Source organism: Anaerocolumna sedimenticola, from assembly GCF_009931695.1.
In the GTDB taxonomy this organism is placed as follows: Bacteria; Bacillota; Clostridia; order Lachnospirales; family Lachnospiraceae; genus Anaerocolumna; species Anaerocolumna sedimenticola.
On record NZ_CP048000.1, the window covers coordinates 5,218,550 to 5,242,644 of the forward strand.

Genomic DNA, 24,095 nt, shown 5'->3' on the forward strand with positions numbered 1-24,095 from the left:
GTCAAAACAATTTTACTATTTTTTACCTTTTTACTTAAATTACAGCAGCCATTTATGATTTATTTCGACAAATAGACCACTCCATTATGTTTATTCTGTTCCTCAGAATTCTGCGGATGTGCTTATAGATTTTCGCAAAAAATCTGCTGTAACGGTATCTCCTTTTTGAAGCATTTCCATTGGTGTTCCTGTGAATACTACTTTACCGCCATTGATACCTCCCTCCGGACCAAGGTCAATAATCCAGTCCGAGGCTTTTATTATTTGCTGGTTATGCTCTACAACAATTACCGTATTTCCGGAATCAACCATCCGGTTTAAAAGAGTCAGAAAATTCTCAACATCTATTGGGTGCAATCCGGTTGTAGGCTCGTCCATCAAATATAAACTGTGCTTACCATTATTACTTATCAGTTCTTTTGCTAACTTTAAACGCTGTCCTTCACCTCCGGAAAGAGTTGTCAAAGACTGACCAAGTTCTAAATAACCTAAACCTACGTCCTTAAGTAAATTCAGAATCCGTTGAATTTTAGGATGGCCATGGAACATGAAGAAAGCCTCCTCAACCGACATTTGCAGAATGTCCTTTATCGTGTACCCCTTATACTTTACAGATAAAACTTCATCATTGAATTGCTTCCCGCCGCAGACCGGGCAGGTCACTTCTATATCTGTAAAAAACAGCATATTACTGGTCACATATCCCAATCCCTCGCAATTTTCACAGCGGCCTCCCGGTGTATTAAAGGAAAAGTGTTTGGAAGACAACCCTTTATCTTTGGCTTCTTTTAATCCTCCGAAAATTTTGCGGATTTCTGCGTAAACTTCAGAATAGGTGGCAATATTGGAGCGTTTCATTCTGGTGATTGCAGACTGTTCAATGGTGACAATCTGGTCAAATTGCTGTATCCCTGTCACAATATTACCGGAAATGCTGCTTTTTCCTCTTGCTGCTGCGAGCACTTCAAATACCAGGGTAGATTTTCCTGAACCTGATACACCTGTAACGGAAACAAGACAGCCAATCGGGATACGGACATCAATGTTATTTAGATTATATAAATTGGCATTTTCGATTTCAATGACATCGCCGGTTCCTTTTCTAAACTCCTCTGGCTCCTGCTGCTTCTTCTTTAAATATGCCCCAGTTACGGAGGTTTCCTGCTTATTAAGTTCTTCTAAAGTTCCTGTTCCGATAATGTCTCCGCCATGTTTTCCGGAACCGGGACCGATATCCACGATATAATCAGCCTGAGCCATAACGTCAGGGTCATGTTCTATTACGATAACAGTATTGCCCATATCACGAAGCTTTTTGAGTATCGCTATCATTCCCTCAGTATCTTTGGGATGAAGGCCAATCGTTGGTTCATCCATAATATAAATTATTCCGGTCAAATCAGAATCCAAAGCAGCTGCAAGCTTTACTCTTTGCAATTCACCGCCGGACAGGGTAATGGTCTGCCGGTCTAATGAAAGGTATCCAAGCCCCACGTTTACAATTCTTTGGATTTTTGTCCTTAAATCCAGCAAATATGCTTCTACAAGACGGTGTTCTGCATCGCTCAGCGAGTCTTCCAGATCTTGTAACCATTCATATAATTTTTCCAGAGAAAGTACAGACAGTTCCGGCAGCCGTTTGCCAATAACCGTTACTCTGCGGCTTAATTCTGCTAACCGCTCTCCCATACACTCCGGGCAAGTGTCGAAATCAAAGTATTCATTCAGTTGTTTTGAATCACCGCCCTTATCGGACATCCTCCGCCATAACGTGGGTAAAACCCCTCAAACCTTCCCGCCGCAACCGTCTTTGGAGGTTTTATATCGGGGAATGCACTCTTTACATCTTCACTTTCGACACCGTTATAAAGAATGGATTTTTGAAGATCAGTAAATTCCACTATTGGGGTGTTATCTTCTACAGGGATGTTATAATGCCTGAAAGCATTATATAAAATTGAAATCTGATATTCCTTATATTTCTGTTCCCAAAAATCCACCGCACCATTCTCCAGTGATAACGTTTCATTCACTGCTTTATCTTTATTAATTGTAAGAACCTTTCCCAATCCTTCACAAGTCTTACAAGCTCCTTCTCTGGTGTTATAAGAGTAGTGTGTCCTGGTTAGTTTTACCATCCTGTAATTACATTTGTTGCAATACATAAATACAGTATATTCCCCATCCTCTTTTTCAAACTCTTCTTTACAATCTGCGGCCGATATAATTTCATGGCAGTGGGGACAAGCCCGTACACCCAGCTTTTCATAGAGCATTCGCAGATCTGTATAAATATCGGTCTTTGTTCCAACCGTCGAACGTGGATTTTTATTTGATTCGGTTTGTGAAATTAATATTGCCGGTGAAACGTTGTGTATATAATCGATTTTGGGTTTATGTATCCCCTGAAGCCCTATTGCTTCTAAATACTGTCTTTGACATTCGTTAAAAATTACATCAATTGCCAGGGTAGATTTTCCGGAGCCTGACAGTCCCGTAAATACCACGAGTTTCTTACGAGGTATTTCCAATGAAATATTCTTTAGGTTTCCTTCTTTTGCTCCACGAATTATGATATTAGACATAAAAAGCCTCCTTTTTTATATGAAATCTCCTGTACTCTATTAGACACAGCCAATACTTCACATGAATCACCCCTTTCTATTATTCTTAACTATAGTATACAACATTAACGCAATAAACGAGGTTTTTTGGAGTTAGTTGCCTGATATATTGAAAAAACCTTAGAGTAGTATTATAATGTATAAAAAAGGAGGCGTCTGATATGGCTATACGGCCCATTGATATAGCAAGAAGATTTAAGATAAGTACAACGACTCTTAGACACTATGAAGATTTTGGTATGATTCCCGATGTTAAACGCTCACCAAACGGTTATAGAATTTACACCGCCGAGCATATTGCTTACTTTCTTTGCATTAGGGAGATGATGTGTGGTTTTACCTTGTCGGAGATTGCTAAAATTTTAAAACCGGTTTTGGCAAAGAAGGTTGACGAGGCTCTTTGGATGGCAAACAAGGCTCAAGCTGCACTTCATAAGGATAAATATGTTTGTGACCAAATAAAACAACGTTTCGTGTTCAAAAAAAATATTGCTGCTCCGAACGAGTATTCAATTGATGCTGTTAGTAAAGCTACAGGTATCATCCCCTCCACAATACGCTATTGGGATAAAATCGGCCTTATATCTGCAGGCAGATGCGCAGTAAACAATTACAGAACATTTACACAGGCGCATATTGATGAAATCCTGATGATACAAGCGCTCAAGCTTTCTATACGCGCACGTGGAGAGAAATACACCGTTGAACAAATTCATAAAGAACTACACAAATTAGACTTTGAAGATACAGAAAAGATTTCTGCCATTGTCGCCGGAATTGAAATTCATTTAACTGCGTTAAATAAAGCACAGATTCGGAGTATATCTGCGCTTTATAATCTTTGTAATCAGGTCGAGCAGAACCAGTATGATATTGGATGATCCTTTTTTTATCTTACTGATTTCATACCCACCTGTTTTCTGCTTCTATTCAATTATTGTTATTCCGTTTGGACCCTGTCCTGAGGTTAACGTACCCATTACTTTATTTGTGGCAGTATCTACAACCGTTACACTATTGTCATCGGTATTTGTTACAAAAACATTCTTACCGTCCTTGGATATCACTACACCATGGGGCTTTGCTCCTGCGTCAATATTAGTTATTACGGACATGGCTGCGATATCAATTACACTGATATTATTAGATCCTGAATTGGTAACATATGCGAATTTACTGTCAGGTGTGGCATAAATCTGAATCGGGGTTTTGCCCACAGGTATTGTTTTAGTTACTTTCATTGTAGCTGTATCTATAACTGCAACACTGTTATCACCGGTTAAGGTTACTAATACATATTTACCATCCGGAGTCGGTGCTACCTGGACCGGCTTTTTGCCAACATCAACTGTTTTCGTAACCGTATTGGCAGCGGTATCAATGATGGACACATTATCCGAATCATTATTAGCTACAAAGATATATTTATTATCCGGTGTCATTCTTAAACCATGAGGCATATAGCCGACCTTAATTTTTTTATCAATATTACCGGTATCCAGATTTATCACATAGACATTACCATATTCCTCCTCTTCCATGTTGCCCATGGCATCCTCTTCTTCCTCCAGCATTTCTGCGACAGTCACATAAGCCACTTTGGAATCGGGAGAGAAAATAATATGACTGGGACCTACTCCTACATCAATACTATTTACCATTTCATTCGTAGCCGTATCAATTGCCGTTATGGATTTTCCCATATTCTCTACCACATAAACAAATTTACCGTCAGGGGTAGCTTGTACGTTATGAGGACCATCCCATACATCTACATTTTTTATAGTTTTTGTTTTCATATCAATAACAGAAACCGTATCGTCCTCTTCATTTGCCGTATATACACAATATTGAGCCATGGTACTTTCCTCATCACTCTGGGCTGCAGTATTTTGATTCTGGGTGTTTGATTCCGTTGTCGGAGTTACCGTTGGGTTTGCAGTCTGATTTTGATCATTACTCTTTTTTGGTGAACAGGAATAAATAGTAAGAGCAAATAAAGTTAAAATAATTAATAATTGGGCTTTTTTCATCTGGTGTTCCTCCACATTAATTCTAAATTTTTTATATACCATATTTGTATTGTAATATATATAAGGAAAACTTTGTTTTTAGATTCAAATTTTACTAAGTATAGTATTTAAATGTTAATGTTAAAATATGTATGATAATATTAACCATATAATGGTATCAGATACGATTTTATTAAATTCTTTCTTATCTTAATAACTGTTTTATTTTTACGTATGTTCATTTTACGTATGTTTCATTTTTACGTATGTTTTATTCTATCCCGTAGCACAAAAATTCCCTCAAACTTTAAGTCTGAAGGAACTAATTTTAGGGCTTCTAACTTATAAGGCAATGGGAGCGGTTAATAAAATTTCATATAATCAAATTAATATGAATAAAATAACCTCAAATATATTTGCTGTAAAATGTGATAATGCACTTACCCATGCATTTTTTGTTTTATGAAAAATAATACCGTATATAATACTGTTGATAAAAGTAAAGAAAAGTCCATATATTACAACAATTGTATTTCCCTGAGTAAAATGTCCTAGAGAAAATAGTAAAGAGGAAAAAATTAAAACCGGTAAAATTGGTAAGACCTTAACTAAACTATTTTGAAAGAATGCTCTCCATGCAATTTCCTCCCCTAATGCGAAAACGAAAAACAAAAGAATAGAAGATATACTGACTTCAATAGGTACAAATGCTCCTGCTCTTGAAGTTTCATACTCGATATATTCAGGTATAAATAATTTTGAGAACAGTACACAAACAGCATCCATAATTACCGGTGATACCAGCCAGATCCATATCTTTCTATCTTTTAAATTCGTTCCAATTGCACTGATATCAAGTCCACTGTTTTTCATTGGTTGTTTTTCAATAAGCTTGTTAACAAAGAAAAAAGCAACACCGATAAAAATACACCATGGCGAGATATTGAGACCAAATAGATTTGAAAAAGATAGAACTATCATCAAAATTATAACTACTAAAGGCAATATTTTCATTCGTCCCATGTCTTTCCCCCTGTTATATACATTGTTTGACACAAATAACAATTGTATGATATGTATCCTCTATGCCAAATTATACCATGCCGGTCATAGAGAATCAATGAAAAATGGATATCACCCATAGAAATTACAAAAAAGGCTGTTCCCAAATACGGTGATTGGAAACAGCTCTTTTTCTTTCTGCCTCTGAATAATTTATAAAAAAAAATTAATAATATACTATATCTTATATCATAAAACAGGTGATCCTATGTCAAAAAGAACAAATCTTATTCCGGAAGCGCGTGCCGCTCTTGAACAATTAAAATACGAAATTGCAAATGAAACAGGCATACCGATTAAAAACAATGCTACCAGTGAGATGACATCCTATCAATATGGCTATATGGTTAAAAAAATGATAGAAGCACAAAAGAAACAAATGGAAGACGAATCGAAAAAGATATAGCTCCCATTATTCCCATTGTCCTGGGAATCTTAATTTTTGTAGTTGCGGGAATTTTTTATTATATTCTTCTACCTCTTCCTTAGGTAGATGATTGAAAACTTCTGCTTCATAGAATTTTCCTTTTACGTTTTTCATACTATCTTTTGCCAATTCAAATCCCATAAAGGCATCAAAGTTTTTACCATCAGCAGTTGTAATATTAAAATTCTCACATGTTTTAAATCCTATCCTGGGATAGTAATCCGGTTCTCCAAAAATTACAATCCCCTTATACCCCAGGTTAGCAGCTAAGTCCATTGTTTCCTTTAATAGCAGCTCACCAACACCACATCCCTGCCATTTAGGCTCTATACAAAGTGGTCCGAAGGTTATAATTTCATGAGTATCTGCCCCATCAACAACTCGTGCCTTTGAATACATGATACATCCTATTACTGCTCCATCCTTTACTGCTATTCTGCTTAACTCCGGAAGATAGTCTTTATCCTGGCGTAATTTATGTACAAGGTAGTGTTCGTCACATCCAAGACGATATTTGTTCCAAAATGCATGCTGAGTCATCAATTCTACATGGTACCAGTCATCCTCTGTTTCCCTTCGAATTTCTATTTCTTCGCGTTTTAATTTTATCTTTTTCTTCGGAAACCATCCGAATTCTAATCTGACTTCTTTCCTTTGCAAATCATTATTCTTATAACAGCAGGTATCCATACCAATCAGGCTAAAGCCTTCCTGCTGATAAAAATCGATTGCATTCACATTACAGGATTGCGTTTCCAGTATGATAGCCCGGCGGCGTTCTCTTCTTGCCTGTTCCTTTGCCATTTCAATTAAAGCATGACCTATCCCCTGCTTTTGGTATCTTTCTGATACCCAAAGTTCTGTAATTCTTAGACGATTAGACCATAATTCCTGATCAGTTTCAATTGCAGCTATTAATTCATCATGAACTAACACTCCCCAGGCATAAGCATTTTCCCAGTGATCTTCATATAATTTATCCGGAAAATCATATTCTTCCGGTGTATGCGTTACCGGCTCTGCAAAGTCTTTCTTTTCTATTTCAATAGAAAATCCTTTATCGGTTTTATTTACTAAAACATCATAATACTTATCAGTTGTATACTTTATAGGAATAACGGTGCCTTTCCATTTCTCTTTTGGTAAATGTATAATTTCGTATTCCATAGCCTTATCCTTTCTGCCTAAAACGGTTATTTTCTTAAAGCTCTCCCATTCTCTTTCTTGTTACGGGGCGGAGATGTTATTTATCTCAATAATATTAAATAATTAGAAGCACTGCTGAATTACTGCTCTATTGTATTTAAAATTTCTTTCAGTTTTATCATTTCGTCTTGGGTCATAGTTGTACCCTTACCCATCTTCTCATGACCAGGAGCCCAGTCGCGCAGATCATATTTGGGCTCACCGCCATTCCAGCTGATTAAATTCAGTTCTTTTCTCCAACCTTTCGAATTTTCTGATAATACTCCGATTTCTTTTATTATATCGTACTTTATATCCGGCATTTTCTTCTCCTCCTAATTATTTATATTTACCCAGGTAATTGCGCAACTATATAGTTTTCCGAATATCCCATAAAATTGATACGAATTTCATGGGATATAGATGCAATAATGGTGTTTCGCAAATACCTATTTAATCATTTTCTATATTTTTTATAATGTTATATATTTTTCTGTTGGCAGCCTGTTGTGAAAACTCGTCCCCATCCTCCTAACTTTTAATTATATCAAATAATGTATTAATAATAAAGAAAAATTTCCCAATTTTTTAATAAAACGAGTTAAAACCAATCCTCTCCGTAAACAATCCATAAAGATAATCCATAAAGACAGGCATAAATATAGCCGCTGTCATTGGCGGCTGTATTGCTTTATTTAAGCTGCTGATTATTCTGAAAAAAATCTTTCCAGGGGTCATTACCGCGGATTCTCCGAAGTGCATCTTCCATATTGACACCGTCGGGTGCCACTGTATCAAGTTCTTCCCAGTCGATGGGCATGGATATTCTTGCTCCTTTTCTTGCCCTGATGGAATAAGGTGCAATACTGGTAGCACCTCTGCCGTTACGAATCCAGTCTATGAATATCTTATTTGTACGTTTGGCTTTTCTAACATTACTTGTATAGCGGTCAGGCCACTTCTTCTCCATAACTTCGGCAACTGACCTTGTAAAATCATGAACCACCTCCCATGTAACGGCAGGTTTTAAAGGTACCACAACATGGTATCCTTTACCGCCGCTGGTCTTAAGGTATGAATTCAGCGAAAGTTCTGTAAGAATATTTTTCATATCCCGTACGCCCTGGCGCACCGTACTAGGATCCATTCCCTCATCCGGGTCAAGATCAAATACCATCATATCAGGTTTTTCAAGGTCATCGACACGGCTTCCCCAGGTATGAAATTCCAGTGTGCCCATTTGTGTTTCGGATATAAGCCCGGATGTATTCTCAATATAGAAATAATCTTCTGTTTCCCGGTCGCTGCCGGAAACAGGAATTATGACAATTCCTTTGCTGCCCGGGCCAGGATGTTTCTTAAAGAAGCATGTCTGTGAAATACCTTTGGGGCAGCGTACAATACTTAAGACCCTGTGACTCACATATGGCAGCATACGTTCCGATACTTCCTCGTAATACCGGATCACATCCGCTTTTGTAATTTCAGGGTCTTCAAATATCACCTTATCCGGGTTGGTTATCTTTATTCCTTTAATAATGATACTGTTTCCACCTGTTTCCATCGGCCGCTCCGTTTCTTTGGATAATGGAAGCTGTATTTCCTCATCCGCTTTTTCCATCTTAATTTCCTTAGGGTCCTTATCTGTCCGCAAGCCTTTAAAACTTGCCTGCCTTAACAGATTCTCACCGGTCCACTCGGCAAATTTAATTTCTGCGACCAGTGTGGGTTCAAGCCAGGTAATCTCTTCATTGGATTTTGGTTTCGGTGCTAGTTTAAATGGAGGTTCCATTCTCTTTATACTCTCAAATTTTTTCTCAAGTTCTTTCATGTCTCGTTCGCTTAAACCGGTTCCGGCTCGCCCGGTATAAACCAAATCCCCGCTTTGATAGACACCAAGCAGAATCGAACTGACTCCTCTTGTTTTTTTATCAGTTAGCGTATATCCTCCAATAACAAATTCCTGCCTTTTATCACATTTTAATTTGATCCAGTCTCCGTTTCTTGTTCCGCTGTAGGTGGAATCATCTCTTTTACCAACGATCCCCTCCATACCTGCCTCACAGGCTGCAGTGAAACTTTCCTTGCCGAATCCTCTGACATGCCGGCTGTAGTAGAGGTTTTTTGGAGCATTTATCATCAAAGCTTCCAGGGTTTCTTTTCTGTCAATCAGCCGTTTGCCTCTAAGGTCCGCTCCATCCAGTGCCAGGAGGTCAAAAATGATATATGTCAGGTTTTTACCCTTGGGATTTTTCATATAGCTTTGCAGCGCCTGAAAATCTGTCTTGCCCGAAACATCGGTGATAGTCATTTCACCATCCAGAATCATCGCTCTTCCGCCGGCAAAATTGACAAGAGAATAGGCGACATCTTTAAACCGCTTTGTATAGTCATTGCCGTTTCTGGTAATCAGCCGTACCCTATTGCCTTCTATAAAACTAAGTATCCTGTAGCCGTCATATTTCATCTCATAAAGCCACTCATCACCTTTAGGAACCGCTTTTACTAATTTGGCAAGCTGTACGTCAGTTACTTCAAAAGGGTTCTTCGTAAACTTTTCGTCTTCTCCTTCTTCAATTTCCTTCATGGTTCGCCCTGTTCTTATGCTGGTTGTAAACTCCGAAATCCCATTATCAGTTTTGACATACTCATCTTTTTCTTTTAACAAAAGCCAGTTGTCCTTGTTCTCGCCCTCTTTTGCTTTCAATTGCACCAGAGCCCACTTTCCCTTAAGTCTTGTTCCTTTTAAGATAAACTTAAGCACTCCTTCACGGAGTCCTTCCTCCACATTCCCATAGGGTTCCCAATCGCCTTCATCCCAAATCATGATGATGCCACCGCCATATTCCCCTTTGGGAATTGTCCCTTCAAAGTTCCTGTATTCCAAGGGATGCTCCTCCACATGTACGGCAAGCCTCTTGTCACGGGTATCATAGGAAGGACCCTTGGGTACCGCCCAGCTGAGTAAAACTCCGTCCCATTCTAAACGTAAATCATAGTGTTCTTTGCGGGCCATATGGTGCTGGACAACAAACCTAAGACCCTCCTCGGCAATTTCTGTTATACCCTCCGGTTCCAAGGTCCTGTCAAAATTCCTTTTCTCGTTATATTTATTAAGCTTTGAAGTCATAATTACGCCGGTTCTTTCTCTTTTTTAGCTTTCTCAACACTGGCTTTCAGAGCCTCCATTAAGTCGATAACTTTACCGTCTTTCTCTGGTTCTGCGGCTACAACCTCTTTACCCGATATTTTAGTCTCAATGAGAGCACGCAGCTTAATCTGGTATTCGTCTTTATATTTTGCTGGATCAAAAGGCGTGTCCATAGAATTAATCAGCATCTTTGCCATATTAAGTTCCTGGTCGGCAACTTGGGGCTTGGTATACTGCTTTTGAAGTTCTTTGATTTCATCCGCATAGTACATAGTGGAAATCAGGATGCCGTCCTCTCTGGGGATGATTGCCATTAACGTATCCCTCGTGCCCATAACGGCTTTACCTATGGCTATCTTCTGTTCGGCCATCAAAGCAGCCCGAAGCAGTTCGAAAGCTTTTTCACCTCCTGCCTCAGGTGCGGCCTGATAGGTCTTATCATAGTAGACCGGAGAAATCTGATTTAACTGTGCAAAGTGCAGGATCTGAATGGATTTTTCTTTTTCCGTTTTAATTTTTTCAATCTCACTGTCAGTGATAACAACATACTTGTCATCATCATACTCGTATCCTTTTACAATATCCTCCGCCTTTATCTCCTTACCGCAATGGGCACAGGTCTTCTTATACCGGATACGGCTATTATCTTCCTTATGCAGCTGATTAAAATGAATGTCATTGTCCTGAGTGGCTGTAAACATTGCGATGGGAATCGCAACCATACCGAAAGTTATAACTGATTTACGCGATATCATTATAGAAACACCTCCGGAATTATTGTTTCCATTTCTAAAATAAGTATTCGGTATTCTATTTTTATTATTTTTCTAAGCGTCAGAGTAACCCCCAATGGATCAGGCAGAACATTTTTGCAAAATTTTTATTACATCATAGATTGAAAGAACATTGGCAAAACGCTTACCAAATCAGTCTGCCATTAATTTTTCAAAGGCTTCACTGCCCTTTTGTGCAACTCGCCCATCATCATTAGACGCCACGCCGCTTACTCCTATTGCACCTATGACATTACCTTTATAGATCAATGGTATCCCCCCTTCAATAGGCATGCAGTCAGGCAAACTCAGTACCCCAATATTCTCGCTCCCCTCTGCCAATAGTTTCTCATGAAATATGGTATTCCGCCGGTAATTTGCTGCATGGAATGCTTTCTTTTGAGCTATACCTACCGCTGCATTTGTAGTGTTATCCTTTCTAATAAAATGTATTAATTCCCCTCTATCATCCGTCACTGCGATAGCTACCGCCCAACCGTTTTTTTCAGCTTCCGCTTCGGCAGCGGAAGAAATCACTTTAGCAGCTTCAAGAGTTAATGTGGCTTTCATATACAATTTATTCATAGAATCTCCCTCCTAATTATATTACTTCCTATTTATGAAATATCTCAGATTCGTTTTAATATCTACTGCATGTTGTTATGAGTGGAATGCAGTCTTGTAAGCCAGTTCACGTTTAGTAATGATATGATTTTTCTATACAGTCCGGAATTTACAGCATAGGCTGCTATGGAAATCTTACCTGAACCATATTTTTCATCGGGTTATTTACATTTTTGATTATAAAAGAAGTTTATCTATTTGTATAACGAATATATTTAATTGTAACTATTTAAATTATTAATTATTATTCCTGGTAAATTATTATGGACACGAATCGTTTAACACGTTACAATAATGAAAAGAGAGGTGTGTAAAAAGGGGTGATTTAATGTATGGACTATGATCTTTTAATAACTTTTATTTTATTAGCTAAGCTGAAAAACTTTACTAAGACAGCTGAACAGCTCCATGTGGTTCAGTCCACCATCACCAGTAGAATAAAACATTTGGAATATTATATTGGAGAACCTCTGTTTATCCGGACAAATAAGAATGTAGAACTGACGAATGCGGGAGAAATTTTTCTTCCCTACGCCAAGCAATTACTAAATATACAAGAATCTGCTATTTTTCGGCTTAAAGCTCAGGAATTATTTAAAGATACACTTAATATTGGTGCTGTACACTCCATTTACGATTGCCATGTGCAGGATATGATTCTTAAATTTATGCAGAAGAATAAAAAAATTGCAGTGAAAGTTACTATTGAACATAGTGAAGAGCTGATACAAATGCTTCATGAGGATCAATTAGATATTGCATTTACATATTGGGACATCAAATCTCCTAAGTGCATATGTGAACCCTTCTATAGCGATAAAATCATGTTGGTTACCGGTTCACAGAATAGTGCCACTGCATGCGGTATCACAAACGACGAGCTTAGAAATCTACCTTTATTAAACTCTGCAATTCTGACTGCCCCATTTCAGGAATGGTTCTACTCAATTTTCCCAAAAAACTATGTGTATCCGCTGGATATCAATATTAGCAGCAGTATCATCAAATTTTTAAAAGAGGGAATTGGCTTTAGCTTCATGATGGAGTCTGCTGCCAGGAGGTTTCTGGAGAAAGGCTCACTAGTGGAAGTAAAGCTTCTCGAAAGCACACCGCCAAATATGGAAAGCTATATGTTAATAAACAGCCAACGAATTAATTCCATATCAGTAAGTCAATGGTTGACTGACTTTATGCCTTCCGCTTTTCTTCACTAGTACACATTCTCTTGTTCCACGCAAATTGAGAACCGTACTAAATTTATATCTATAACACAGGGTATCTTGTTAATCAAGTTTGGTTAAATCATTATTGTATATAAAAACGAGAGCATCAGATTTGCTGTTCTGATGCCCTTGTTTTTCTGTATAAATTTGTATTTTTAATAAGATGAAGCTCTCTTGTATTATTTATCCGGCTCTTTTTCCTGATCACTTTCTTGCGGTATTACTATTTTGGCGGGAGGATTCTGCAATGTTTTATTGTATTTTTTATTAATTTTAATCCCAATCAGTGCAAGAATGACCAGAATAATTCCCCATATAATAATATAAGGACCATTTACCACGAACCAGACAATAAAATTAATAAAACCATTGCGAATATTATAAAGGCTGTCTCTAAGACCGGTACCCATTCTGTCCCAGGCATTTTTTCCTTCAGCAGGTGTAATCCGCACAACTTCATTTACTGTTAAGGTTACCGTGGAATATTCCACCAGATTGTCATAGGTACGCAGGGTAGATGCATATTTCTCCAGTTCATACCTTACATCGCTTAAACGGTCTTCCAACGTTATAATATCCTCAAGCTTTCCTGCTTTCTCCAGCAAACTCAGAAGTCTTTCCTGTTCGATTTCCAAAGCCTTTACATGGCTTTCGGTATCCACATAATTGAGGGTAATATCTTCTATGGATTCCTGTTTATTTATTACATTAGTATTTTTATCAACTAGATTAATAAACGAATCCACTTCCGATTTGGGAATACGGATAACCAGATTTGCATACCTGTTTCCCCTTTCCTCATACCCACTTCCCTGAATTTCAGATTTTTCAATATATCCGCCTGAAGTATTTACTTCTTTCGCAATAAGGTCCAGGGTTGATTTAAACTCCAGAGTCTCAAGATCCATGGAAATGCGCCTGATTAATTTGCGGTTAGTACTTACGGAATCTTTGCCTGCGGTATCATCGGGCTCTTCCCCACTGTCTGGATCTGATGTAATTCCGGTTGAAGTGTCATAATTCATTTCAGTCTTAGTTCCCCTGGAAACATCCGGACTGCCGCTTTCCCTGTTTAATTGATTTTCTGACGTCTCATTTTTTGAACTGCAGGCCGTTATTAATGTAAATACTATGAAAAAAAATATCGTTTTAAAACTTTTTCCTTTATGCATACCATCCTCTCCTATCTTGGCATATAAACCAATTGTAGTTATGCTGTGAGTGGGTCATGTAAGTTGTTTTAAATCCGATTGTATCTATATTCAAGTTCAACCATACAGTATTATTATAATATACTTTTTCCATAAATAAAAGTAAGAAATTAACAGTGTTAAATTTTAGGACAAAATGTTTAATCAGCTAAATGGATATCACCGCTCACTGAACTTAAAGTCAGCTCACTTCCCTGGTTCCCATACGTATAAGTTCCTGTTTTTAGATTTCTCTGGTGCATATTGTCATAATTAATATATAATGCACCAGAGGTGGTTCTGGATTTGATACAATATCCATTGTTATAGTTTTTCAAAGTAATGTTAACATTTCCACTGGTACTACTGGACTCTAATATAATATCCCCATTACAATTCACTTCAACATTTCCGCTCTTTGAACTTGCGTGGCATCTTTTAACATTAACTTCAGCTTTAACATTGCCGCTTGCACTGCTGGCTCTTAAGCCATCGCCTATTATTTGAAGAAGTTTTATATTACCGCTAATATTACTGACATCTGCGTTGTTCATTGTAAACTCATTCATATCTATATTTCCGCTTGTACTTCTGATTTTACATTCACCTGCTTTTATATTAATGATATCCAGGTTTCCGCTAAATGAACTGTTATCAATTACATCACTTTTTATATTTCTGGATTTAATATCACCGCTTGAGCTCTTCAGTGAAAGGAACTTTGCTTCAATGTTGTTTGCCGCAATATCGCCGCTCATAGTACCCGCACTCAGTTGAATGCTGTTTACATCATCCAGTCTGATATCTCCACTGGAAACTTTGATTCGAAGATCGGTTGTATAAGCACGGTCTATAAAAACATCCCCACTTGCTGTTGTGGCTAGTAAGCGATCTGAATTTACATCAGAGATCTTAATACTGCCGCTTGCTGTTTTAAAATTAATATGACTCATATGCTCCGGTAATTCAATATTTATATTCATGGAATAGAGTTTAGGGTTAAACAAAAATACTGCTTTTCCAACCCTGCGAATTCCAGCATAAACCGTATTTTCTTCCTTGTAACTATAGAACTCATACATCTGTCTCTGTCTATCATTACCGTTGTTTTCGTAACTGATATTTACCTTGCCATTGGAGGATTTTTGTACGTTTATGTCAGCGCATATGCCATCTACAATTAAATTGAAACCTGAGCCTGTTTTTTTTGCTTTCATATCTTCACTCTCATCAGCTTCGGACACCGGTTCTTCACTGCTCTTCCCACTGCCTGCGGTTTCTGTTTCGCTACTTGTGGTTTCTGCTTCCTTAACTTTGTTCTCCGTATCAGGTTGAACGGAATCAGATAATTCCTCATCGGTTTCCGGACCATAACTCACATTATTATTATTATTTACTTCTTCCGGCTCGGAATCACCATAGCTTTTTGATACATTTTCCTTATAACCCTCCGCATTCCACTTATTGGATTCATATTGCCCCGTACCCTGATTCTTAAGATAGTTATCTGCGAAATTATTAATGGAAGAAGTAGCCTGGTCCAGGGTACTCTTTAACGTACGGCCGATCTCATTTACATCAATTTTACTGATGGCATCACCTGCTGAATCCAAGACATTATTGATTGCATCTCCGATTTTCTCACCATCTATATTATGAATGCTGGAATACCAATCTTTAAAAGTATTATTTTTAGTATTCGACTGGTTGTCATATGATTTTTTATCTTCTTGTTTCTCTTCTTTCTTATCTGTATTATACACTTCTTTTATTTCCTCAAGCAGATCTTCAATCGCTCCCAGATCTTCGCAGATTTGCTCTTCGCTTTTTCCATTTTCCATACCAGCTTGAAAATGTTCTTCATAATCTGATACTATTTCTTCCATTATGCTTTCATCTGTATCTTTTAATGCGTTTTTTAATGCGTTTAAATATTCTGTCTTGTTCATATCTATCCTCCTATTCTATAATATCCTGAACGACTTCTATAAAATCCAGCCATTCTTTTTTTTGGGCCGCCTGATAAGTTCTCCCTTTTTCCGTCAGATGATAATATTTTCTTGCAGGACCTCCAGCAGACTCAACTAAATAAGTTTCCACATATGCATCATCTTTTAAGCGTTTTAAAATAAGATATAAGGTACCTGTTGAAATTACCATTTGTTTTGATATTGCTTCTGTCAATTCATATCCATATCGGTCTGCCTCAACTAATTTTGAAAGCACACATAACTCTAATACACCTTTTTTATATTGGGCATTCATATGTCAGCTCCTTTCCGCTTGGTTCAAAAGCGTATTTCTTATTCACCATATTAAACCAGGCATTTTTCATAAGAAAAATTCTATTATTAATATCTCACTATTTTTAACTTCGTAATATATATTATCACTAACTATTATATATTGCAATATAGTATTTATAAATTAATACTATTTTTTTAATCTCTTGTACTTTTTTAATATTTTCCATATTGCTGTTACCGATATAAAACTGCTTCAACAGCTCTCCCGGATTTTACATTATATCGTAACAAATATCCGCCATATCCCCGTTACTCTCTTTCATACCACTTTTTGCTAAAGTAGGTAAAGAATAAACGAAAACTTTCTTTATTATACTTATCTTCACAGTTTGATATCTGCTTAGAATAATCTTCAAAGAGTTCATCCAGGTAATTGCCTATATGTAGCCAAAAGTATCGGCGGAAAAATTTATTCCATTCCTCAGTTATTAAAAAAAGGGAGTTTTGATTTCGAAGATGAAAAGATCGGTATTGTATTTCCGGTATATCACAGCGGTGTGCCTGAAATAGTTGAAAAATTTCTTGATAAAGCAAGACTGAAGTCCAAGTATATTTTCGGGATTGCAACTTACGGACTCTTTTCCGGAGCGGCAGCAAGACATCTGATGAAAATTGCCAAAAGAAATGGAATTAAATTTTTATAGCATTGTTTGGCTTGTATTCAGAATTGCCCGCAAAAGACGATACACTTAAAAGGGCGAAAAAAGCAATGCCAGATATCGTAATTCGAATGTAACCCTGAATGAAATTGTTGAAGCCAATCATTAATAATAGGGTTGGAAAGTAAAAGAACGGCCACCGATAATGCATTGAAGTATCCTTAAAGCAACAAACCCGGCATTACCGGTGGATTCTTTTCATAATAATACGGTTGAGAATTCTTATAAAAAACGGGCTAAGTCTCTGTCCTTAACAACTAAAATCCATTCTGCCAAAATTCTTAAAAAGCCTAATATTATTTATCGCATCAATAATCTCCCAGCAATTTGCACTTATAAAACTCTCCATCGGGTATTCCCCTCCCCGGTTATTGTGTTCCCAGTACCAACCGTTTGCATTTACATTCCATACATTAAGTTCCGTAAGTCTGCCGGTCATCTTATCAAGCTGCCAGTCAAGCTCTTTTGACATGCTATCCTCGTTTCCCTTATAATATACACTTTCGGGTGATTTGATAAAAAAGGAAGGTCTTCCGCACCAACAACCGTCCCATTTAAACGGATCCCTCTCCATATATGTATTAACCGCCATTGGTAAACGTTCTTTAACAGTTTTGATATCAAAACGTGATTCCAGTTTATACTTTTCTATTTTTCTGACTAGTTCACAATAACTCGAAATAGTGAAAAAATCGGTAGTAGAATCACTGAATTTGCATATAACACCCTCTAATAATGCCGCTGCCTTTTTATATATTGCAGAATTTTCTTCTGTATGCCGTATAATAAAAAAGACAAGTCCTATGGTAACAAGCTCTGAATAAGCTTCCGTATTGCCGGTCTCAAATGTGTACCACGGCGCATGAGCATAATCGTTATTTGTCGGGATAGTCCAAGACCAGCTTTTTTCCGCCAAATAAACATTACTTTCAATATACTTTAAAATTCCCTGTAAAACCGGATGCTGTATGTCATCAAAATCGATTTCATCCAAAATTCCTATTCCAAAACCGGTAGTAGCCGGTGATGAATTCGGGTTCCAATTATCAGCCTCCAGTGCGTGGCCAAACCCCCGTCAGTATTTTGATAAGCCGCGAGAGCCCTAAGAACAGCATCCTTGCCACCGTTTTCAAAGTGATAATTCCACAAGGCCATTTCAAGTGGTCTGGCGATACGGTAAACCCATGATCTTATTAACTCAAAATCGTTCTTACTAAGCATTTTCATATTAACCTCTTTCCATTCACACTAACCGCCATGTTATTTCCAACGCGCCTCATGTTTGGGCCGAGGATTTCGCAGGCACAAACATGTGTGTGAATTATGCCTTTCAATAATTCACACTATACATTTTAATATTACTACACTGCCGATTATAGCATGAACTATTTGAAGCGTATTGTAAAAAAGCGACATTACTTATCGGTATTATTCAAGACCCAAAGCAAACTGTTTTGCCTGATTCGGAGTCATGCTGTGATATTTTTTAAATTCGTTCAGCAAATGGGACTGATCCGTAAATTTATATTTCTCTACCGTATCCTGCACATCAAATCCGTAAGAATTTATTAAATCATATAAAACATTTTGATAACGGACCAGATTCGAGATTTTTTTGGGAGTAGTACCAATATACTCTAAAAACAAACGCTCGAGCTGTCTTTGACTTACCGCCGTATAACCACATATTTCTTTCATGGACACTGCTCCTTTTTCATTTAGAATATGGTATATCGCATTAAAAAGATTATGATTATACATTGTGATTGAATATTTTTCCAAAAGAAATTTCTCCGTTAAACGGATTCGGTCACTGATGGTTCGGTTAAGGATAAGCATATCTTCAAAAAAATTTTTCCAGCCCTCAAAATAAACATCCAGGTCGCCGAAAACTCCATAGCTGTCTCTCATGTGGCAGCTCGTAAATAAATGTGCCGACCAAAAGTAGAACTGTATGGCAAACCGGGAAATATTTCTTTCTGACTTAATGGAGGCAGCGAGTGTCGGTTTGTCATAGATGCCGCAATAACCGCAGGAGACTTTATTGGTGCTGTGATTAACCGTAAAAATAATATCCACACATCCGTCCGGGATAATCAGCGAAGGTTCATTTTCAATGGAAGACATAATCGCCGTCGGTTCCTCCGTACCCCAAAAAGTCTTGATAAAAGGTTTTAATGGAGCACATGGAGCATATCCGGAATGTACCTTTGATGAAATAAACGGCTGGGCAGTTATAGGTTGATAAATAGAATTCAGATGAGCCAATGGATTCCTCCTTCTAAGCCTTGCCATCTCTTTTTCATTCATTGGTGGTATCATAGTATTAGTTTATACATCCTTGCTTCAAACGGACGTAACTTTATATCACAGACCGTATCCAATTTAGGATCAGCATAATTGGAAATGACTAATTCCTGAGACTTATACACGCTGCCTTCCTGCCACATAAATCTGGTTTCATCCCCTGAAAAGTTAAGAACAACCAGAAATTGCTCTGCTTCAGCTCCTCTTAAGTAAGCAAAAACTTTTTCATCATCCTCAGCCACCAATTGGAAACTACCATATATCAAATTCAAATTATCCTTACGTAGTTGTATCATATCACGGTAATAATGGTAAATAGATTCTTTATCACTTTCTGCCCGGACTACGTTAATCTCCTTATAATTCGGATTCACTTTAATCCAAGGAGTCCCCTTGGTGAAACCTGCATTTTCAGATGCGTCCCATTGCATAGGAGTTCTGGCGTTGTCCCTGCTAAAACTATGAATTCTCTCAAGCATTTCCTCAGAAGTAACCCCATTGCTTACTTCGAAATTATAAGTGTAAATCGTACTCAAATCCCGGTAATCATCAATTGTATCAAATGCTACGTTAGTCATACCGATTTCCTCACCCTGATAGATATAGGGTGTTCCCCTGAGTGTAAGCAAAAAAGTGGCAAGCATCTTAGCTGATTCTACCCGATATTCCTTATCGTCTGCGAAGCGGGACAGGGCTCTCGGCTGGTCATGGTTCATTAAAAATTGCGAGTTCCAGCCTACACCATCAAGCAAGTGGTCTTTTTCCCAAAATATCTTTTTAAAATCGGATAATGTCCAGTCCTGTCTCTTCATATTTCCTGACATTATATCCATATCCAGGCATACATGTTCCATCCTGAAAATCATATTCAGCTCATTACGATCTTCACCGACCGTTTTTATTACTTCTTCGCCAACAGTTCCGAAGCATTCCCCAACCGTCATACAATCATACTTACTTAGTACTTCCCGGTTCATCTCCTGCATATATTCATGAAAACGGGGACCATTAATTATGTACGACATTTGTTCTCCAAAATTATCTGCATTCGGTAAACCCAGCGTTTTTGATATCATATTGATGACATCCATTCTGAATCCGTCTATACCAAGTTCAAACCACCAATGCATAATATCGTAAATACCTTTCCGGACTCTTTCATTTTCCCAATTCAGATCCGGCTGTTTCTCTGCGAACAGGTGCAGATAATATTCTCCGGATTTCTCATCATATTTCCACGCTTTCCCTCCGAATAAAGACATCCAGTTATTAGGCTCATGGCCGCAGGTAGCCGGTTTCCATATGTAATAATCCCTGTATGGATTATCTTTTGACTCTCTGGACCAGGTAAACCATTCATGTTCATCAGAAGTATGATTGGCCACAAGATCCATGATCAGTTTCATGCCCTTATTATGTACTTCAGCTATCAATTCTTTCATATCATTGATATCTCCGAACTCATCCATGACAGCACGGTAATCAGATATGTCGTAACCATTATCACAGTTAGGAGATTTATATACAGGACAGAGCCATATAACATCCACACCAATACGCCTCACATAATCCAATTTGGATATAATACCTCTTAAATCTCCGATTCCATCTCCGTTGGAATCCATGAAACTTCTTGGATATATCTGATATACAACTGCTTCTTTCCACCATTTTCTTTTTAATTCCGGCTTATTCATAAATACCCTCCCAATACCTAATTTTATTACAATTCAAGAATATCATATGGCACGTCCTGATAAAATATGTAAACTTGCTAAAATGTACATGACTTTTTGCTGCATTATGACTACCGACTTGTTTCTAATCCTCTTTCCTCCCGTTTCCATAGCCTGCAAAACTATTTTTAACCAAATTACTTAAAAGCATATGAAAGAGCGTTTTGTCAACCTTTTGGTAACAGGAGGAAGGTTCGTTGCATACACATACCTCAATAGAATCGACTGCACTTCACACCGAAATTCAGACCCTTAGTAAGCCACGGAACCCCTGGAAGCATAGTAGGATTCCGCTCCATTGTGATACACAAAGACAATGTCGTAACGACGATCACAAAAGATTGCCCCTCCGAGTTTTCTGATATTATCAGGTGTTTTTACCCAGCTTGATGTTTTTGTATCAAAATCTCCGAATTTCTGCAGCTCCCGGTATTCTTCTTCCGTTAAAAGCTCAATCCCCATGTCAGCAGCCATATCAATTGCATTGTTTTGCGGTTTGTGTTCTTTCCTTGACTCCAGTGCTTTTAGATCGTAACAAAAGCTTCTGCGGCCTTTCGGACTTTCCGCAGAACAATCATAAAAAATATATTCACCGGTATTTTTATCCTGAACAATAATATCCGGTTCACCGCCGGTTTTTTCCATTTCATAAAGCGACCACAGCTTTTCAGGATTATTTTCCAGCTTTGTTCCAACTTCAGCCCATTCAAGTCCTTTATGGCGACCCATGTTTTTTTCAAAACGGGTTTTTAATATTCTGAGTATTTCTTCACGTTGTTCCGGCTGCAAATCCCTTTTTTCATTCTTCATACTAAAATCTCCTTTCATCATACGGTAAAACTGGTAATTACGAAGTTCTCCCAGTTCTATTATGGTCAAAAGTTCATCTTTTATGAGCGGATTGTGTTGTCTCATTACATTTATAAAGATTTCTCTGCCGTCAGACTGCAAAATCTTCTCATCCGTCAGCAGTTGAATGTTCTGTCACTCTGTTATTTTTTCTGGTAACAACAACTGCAACAGACAGGACGAACATTAATGATCGTCCCATATCGATCGAATTCGAAATGACAGCACTTCATCAGACTATCCTTTAATAATCGGCGTCCTCTCTGAACACGGGATTTAGCACCCGATACAGATATCCCCAATTTGTTTGCCAATTCTACCTGCGTTAACCCCTCAAATTCTACAAGATAGAGGGCTTGTGAGTATTTTTCCGGAAGATCATCAATCATTCCTCTTAATCCGGCTGTCACCTTTTGAACTGGTTCTAATTCAACCATTTCATTGATTTTATTAATTGCTTCTTCCTCTTCTAAAGGTATTTCATCGATATCCTCAAACTTAATTTTTTGCTTTCGGTAATAATCAATAATTGTATTTCTTGTAATTTGATAAACCCAGCTGCGAATTTTTGTACTCTCTTTGAGGGAATCAATATTGGAATGAATTTTAACAAAAACATCCTGTAAAATATCCTCGACTTGGGAGGAATTAGAAATCCTGTGAGAAATAAATGAACGAAGTGCCAAACTGAATTCTTCCCATATTTTTTCGGTACTATATTCCATACTTTTCACCCATACAACCTTTCTATTAATTCTATCTATTCCCTAAACCGGTGATTTTCATCAATATACAACTCAAATAAGTCCCCTTTACTTGCCTTTAAAGCAAGTTGGAGACTTATTTACATTACCTAATTTAGCCAAACAGCGGTTAGCAATTGATATAGGTACCCTATTAAAATTCCACCTGCCAGAACGAAACCGATATATAGACTAATCACTCTTTTTTTCATAAAAGCTGTTATCCCAGCTATCACCCATGCACTGGTCGCCGGGCCGGTTATCATGAATGCCATCATTGCACCTTCTCCCGCACCGCCGTCTATTAATGTTTTAATGAGCGGAATTGCACCTTCTCCGCTAACATATAGAGGTAGACCAATCAAAGCTGCCAAAGGAACTGAAACCAGGCTTTCTCCGCTAAACAGAGAAACAATTAATGATGTAGGTACAAAGGATTGTATTAGGTAACCAACTCCCGCAAAGATAGTGAAATACAGAAGTATTTGCTTTAGGCCTACATCTATCAAAGCTTTTCCCACTTCCTTCATTCGGAGCTTTTTCATTATACTCATAAAGAAATTTGTGTTTTTTGATGTTATTTGATTTGTTACAGGTGTGAAGGTATTACATTCACAGGCAGGTACTGATATAGGATGCTCGTTTACCGGAACCTCTGAATTGCAGCTGCAGGAAACCTCCAAAACCGCATCACTGCAGGCACAAGTTTGGGCGCCAGGTCTTCCTGCAAATCGCAACTGATCTTTCAAAAAATCAGTTTTTTTCTCGATTACATGTGTCAAACCACCTGAAGCCAAACCAAGCACTATTGAAGCTATCGTAAGTGCAATTGCGAATTTGATATTTAGTATACCGGCAATCATGATAAAAGCATCCGGACTCATTAGCGGAGAAGAGGTTAAAAAAGCCATAACCGGTCCCATGGTAACGCCGTAGTCAGCAATCCAATAACTACAGCCATTGTACCGCAGGCACAGAGCGGTGTAAACGTTCCGAATGCAACGCTTGCAAGAATTGAAACCTTAGGTTTTTTAAGTAGTGATTCTTTCAGTTTTTCCGAATTAACATACACTTTCATAAGTGAAGCAGTAAATATTGCCAAACTCAAAGGAAACCAATTGTGATAAAGACTGGTTAGAACTGATGAAATCGTATCAGCCGATAGTCCAGATAAATATTTGATGATTTCTTCCATATTATCCATCTCCTGTTATTTTTTTATAT

At 37.7% G+C, this 24,095-nt stretch carries 21 protein-coding genes and 1 pseudogene; 3 read left to right on the forward strand and 19 right to left on the reverse strand.

All coding sequences use genetic code 11. The annotated features are described in order from the left end of the window. Nucleotides 1–102: 102 nt before the first annotated feature. Both Ana3638_RS23215 and Ana3638_RS25545 read right to left on the reverse strand, forming a co-directional pair. Complete coding sequence (locus Ana3638_RS23215; protein WP_246240552.1) at nucleotides 103–1,758, reverse strand: ATP-binding cassette domain-containing protein; 1,656 nt, start codon at nucleotides 1,756–1,758, stop codon at nucleotides 103–105. Beyond that, nucleotides 1,725–2,585 (reverse strand): excinuclease ABC subunit UvrA, encoded by an 861-nt coding sequence (locus Ana3638_RS25545; protein ID WP_246240555.1) that lies wholly within the window; start codon nucleotides 2,583–2,585, stop codon nucleotides 1,725–1,727. The genes Ana3638_RS23215 and Ana3638_RS25545 overlap by 34 nt, the downstream gene beginning before the upstream one ends. A gap of 200 nt (nucleotides 2,586–2,785) precedes the next feature. On the opposite strand from Ana3638_RS25545, the gene Ana3638_RS23220 reads away from it, so the two are divergent. Then, on the forward strand, nucleotides 2,786–3,505 hold the full coding sequence (locus tag Ana3638_RS23220; RefSeq protein ID WP_161840153.1) for a MerR family transcriptional regulator: 720 nt from the start codon (nucleotides 2,786–2,788) through the stop codon (nucleotides 3,503–3,505). A gap of 45 nt (nucleotides 3,506–3,550) precedes the next feature. Here the strand turns inward: Ana3638_RS23220 and Ana3638_RS23225 are convergent, their stop codons facing one another. Continuing rightward, nucleotides 3,551–4,657, reverse strand: a complete 1,107-nt coding sequence (locus tag Ana3638_RS23225) for a YVTN family beta-propeller repeat protein (RefSeq protein ID WP_161840154.1) — start codon at nucleotides 4,655–4,657, stop codon at nucleotides 3,551–3,553. Nucleotides 4,658–5,017: 360 nt separating this feature from the next. Further along, entirely contained in the window at nucleotides 5,018–5,659 is a 642-nt protein-coding gene (locus Ana3638_RS23230; protein WP_161840155.1) for a CPBP family intramembrane glutamic endopeptidase, read from the reverse strand. A 247-nt stretch (nucleotides 5,660–5,906) separates the two neighbouring features. Here Ana3638_RS23230 and Ana3638_RS23235 point away from each other — a divergent pair, with 247 nt between their 5' ends. Then, nucleotides 5,907–6,104: an alpha/beta-type small acid-soluble spore protein gene (locus Ana3638_RS23235; RefSeq protein WP_161840156.1), complete on the forward strand. Its 198-nt coding sequence runs from the start codon at nucleotides 5,907–5,909 to the stop codon at nucleotides 6,102–6,104. Nucleotides 6,105–6,110: 6 nt separating this feature from the next. Here Ana3638_RS23235 and Ana3638_RS25550 read toward each other — a convergent pair whose 3' ends face one another. The 5 genes from Ana3638_RS25550 to Ana3638_RS23265 form a co-directional block, all read right to left on the reverse strand. Then, the gene (locus Ana3638_RS25550) at nucleotides 6,111–7,292 is read right to left on the reverse strand and encodes a GNAT family N-acetyltransferase (protein ID WP_246240558.1); all 1,182 of its coding nucleotides are present in this window, start codon (nucleotides 7,290–7,292) and stop codon (nucleotides 6,111–6,113) included. 119 nt (nucleotides 7,293–7,411) lie between these two features. Continuing rightward, a complete protein-coding gene (locus Ana3638_RS23250) occupies nucleotides 7,412–7,633 on the reverse strand; it encodes a YdbC family protein (RefSeq protein WP_161840157.1) in 222 nt (73 codons plus the stop codon). A 368-nt stretch (nucleotides 7,634–8,001) separates the two neighbouring features. Then, a complete protein-coding gene (gene ligD, locus Ana3638_RS23255; RefSeq protein WP_161840158.1) occupies nucleotides 8,002–10,440 on the reverse strand; it encodes a DNA ligase D in 2,439 nt (812 codons plus the stop codon). 2 nt (nucleotides 10,441–10,442) lie between these two features. After that, complete coding sequence (gene ku, locus Ana3638_RS23260) at nucleotides 10,443–11,216, reverse strand: non-homologous end joining protein Ku (RefSeq protein WP_161840159.1); 774 nt, start codon at nucleotides 11,214–11,216, stop codon at nucleotides 10,443–10,445. A gap of 171 nt (nucleotides 11,217–11,387) precedes the next feature. Further along, on the reverse strand, nucleotides 11,388–11,819 hold the full coding sequence (locus tag Ana3638_RS23265; RefSeq protein WP_161840160.1) for a GlcG/HbpS family heme-binding protein: 432 nt from the start codon (nucleotides 11,817–11,819) through the stop codon (nucleotides 11,388–11,390). Between the two features lie 371 nt (nucleotides 11,820–12,190). Here Ana3638_RS23265 and Ana3638_RS23270 point away from each other — a divergent pair, with 371 nt between their 5' ends. Then, nucleotides 12,191–13,072 (forward strand): LysR family transcriptional regulator, encoded by an 882-nt coding sequence (locus Ana3638_RS23270; protein WP_161840161.1) that lies wholly within the window; start codon nucleotides 12,191–12,193, stop codon nucleotides 13,070–13,072. A 188-nt stretch (nucleotides 13,073–13,260) separates the two neighbouring features. Here Ana3638_RS23270 and Ana3638_RS23275 read toward each other — a convergent pair whose 3' ends face one another. The 10 genes and pseudogenes from Ana3638_RS23275 to Ana3638_RS23320 form a co-directional block, all read right to left on the reverse strand. After that, nucleotides 13,261–14,253 (reverse strand): DUF4349 domain-containing protein, encoded by a 993-nt coding sequence (locus Ana3638_RS23275; protein WP_161840162.1) that lies wholly within the window; start codon nucleotides 14,251–14,253, stop codon nucleotides 13,261–13,263. 179 nt (nucleotides 14,254–14,432) lie between these two features. Next, entirely contained in the window at nucleotides 14,433–16,220 is a 1,788-nt protein-coding gene (locus Ana3638_RS23280; RefSeq protein ID WP_161840163.1) for a DUF4097 family beta strand repeat-containing protein, read from the reverse strand. Nucleotides 16,221–16,230: 10 nt separating this feature from the next. Continuing rightward, nucleotides 16,231–16,536, reverse strand: coding sequence for a PadR family transcriptional regulator (locus Ana3638_RS23285; RefSeq protein WP_161840164.1), 306 nt, complete (start codon nucleotides 16,534–16,536; stop codon nucleotides 16,231–16,233). A gap of 950 nt (nucleotides 16,537–17,486) precedes the next feature. After that, the gene (locus tag Ana3638_RS23290) at nucleotides 17,487–18,230 is read right to left on the reverse strand and encodes a hypothetical protein (RefSeq protein ID WP_161840165.1); all 744 of its coding nucleotides are present in this window, start codon (nucleotides 18,228–18,230) and stop codon (nucleotides 17,487–17,489) included. A gap of 5 nt (nucleotides 18,231–18,235) precedes the next feature. Continuing rightward, nucleotides 18,236–18,463 carry a hypothetical protein gene (locus Ana3638_RS23295; RefSeq protein WP_161840166.1) on the reverse strand — a complete coding sequence of 76 codons (228 nt, stop codon included), beginning with the start codon at nucleotides 18,461–18,463 and terminating at the stop codon, nucleotides 18,236–18,238. 201 nt (nucleotides 18,464–18,664) lie between these two features. After that, nucleotides 18,665–19,504 (reverse strand): helix-turn-helix domain-containing protein, encoded by an 840-nt coding sequence (locus tag Ana3638_RS23300; protein ID WP_161840167.1) that lies wholly within the window; start codon nucleotides 19,502–19,504, stop codon nucleotides 18,665–18,667. Between the two features lie 50 nt (nucleotides 19,505–19,554). Continuing rightward, complete coding sequence (locus Ana3638_RS23305; RefSeq protein ID WP_161840168.1) at nucleotides 19,555–21,240, reverse strand: glycoside hydrolase family 13 protein; 1,686 nt, start codon at nucleotides 21,238–21,240, stop codon at nucleotides 19,555–19,557. A gap of 291 nt (nucleotides 21,241–21,531) precedes the next feature. Continuing rightward, the gene (locus Ana3638_RS23310) at nucleotides 21,532–22,230 is read right to left on the reverse strand and encodes a DUF4256 domain-containing protein (RefSeq protein ID WP_330587759.1); all 699 of its coding nucleotides are present in this window, start codon (nucleotides 22,228–22,230) and stop codon (nucleotides 21,532–21,534) included. A 41-nt stretch (nucleotides 22,231–22,271) separates the two neighbouring features. Continuing rightward, nucleotides 22,272–22,853 carry an RNA polymerase sigma factor SigZ gene (gene sigZ, locus Ana3638_RS23315; protein ID WP_161840169.1) on the reverse strand — a complete coding sequence of 194 codons (582 nt, stop codon included), beginning with the start codon at nucleotides 22,851–22,853 and terminating at the stop codon, nucleotides 22,272–22,274. 128 nt (nucleotides 22,854–22,981) lie between these two features. Further along, nucleotides 22,982–24,075, reverse strand: a pseudogene (locus Ana3638_RS23320) (permease). Nucleotides 24,076–24,095: the final 20 nt, after the last annotated feature.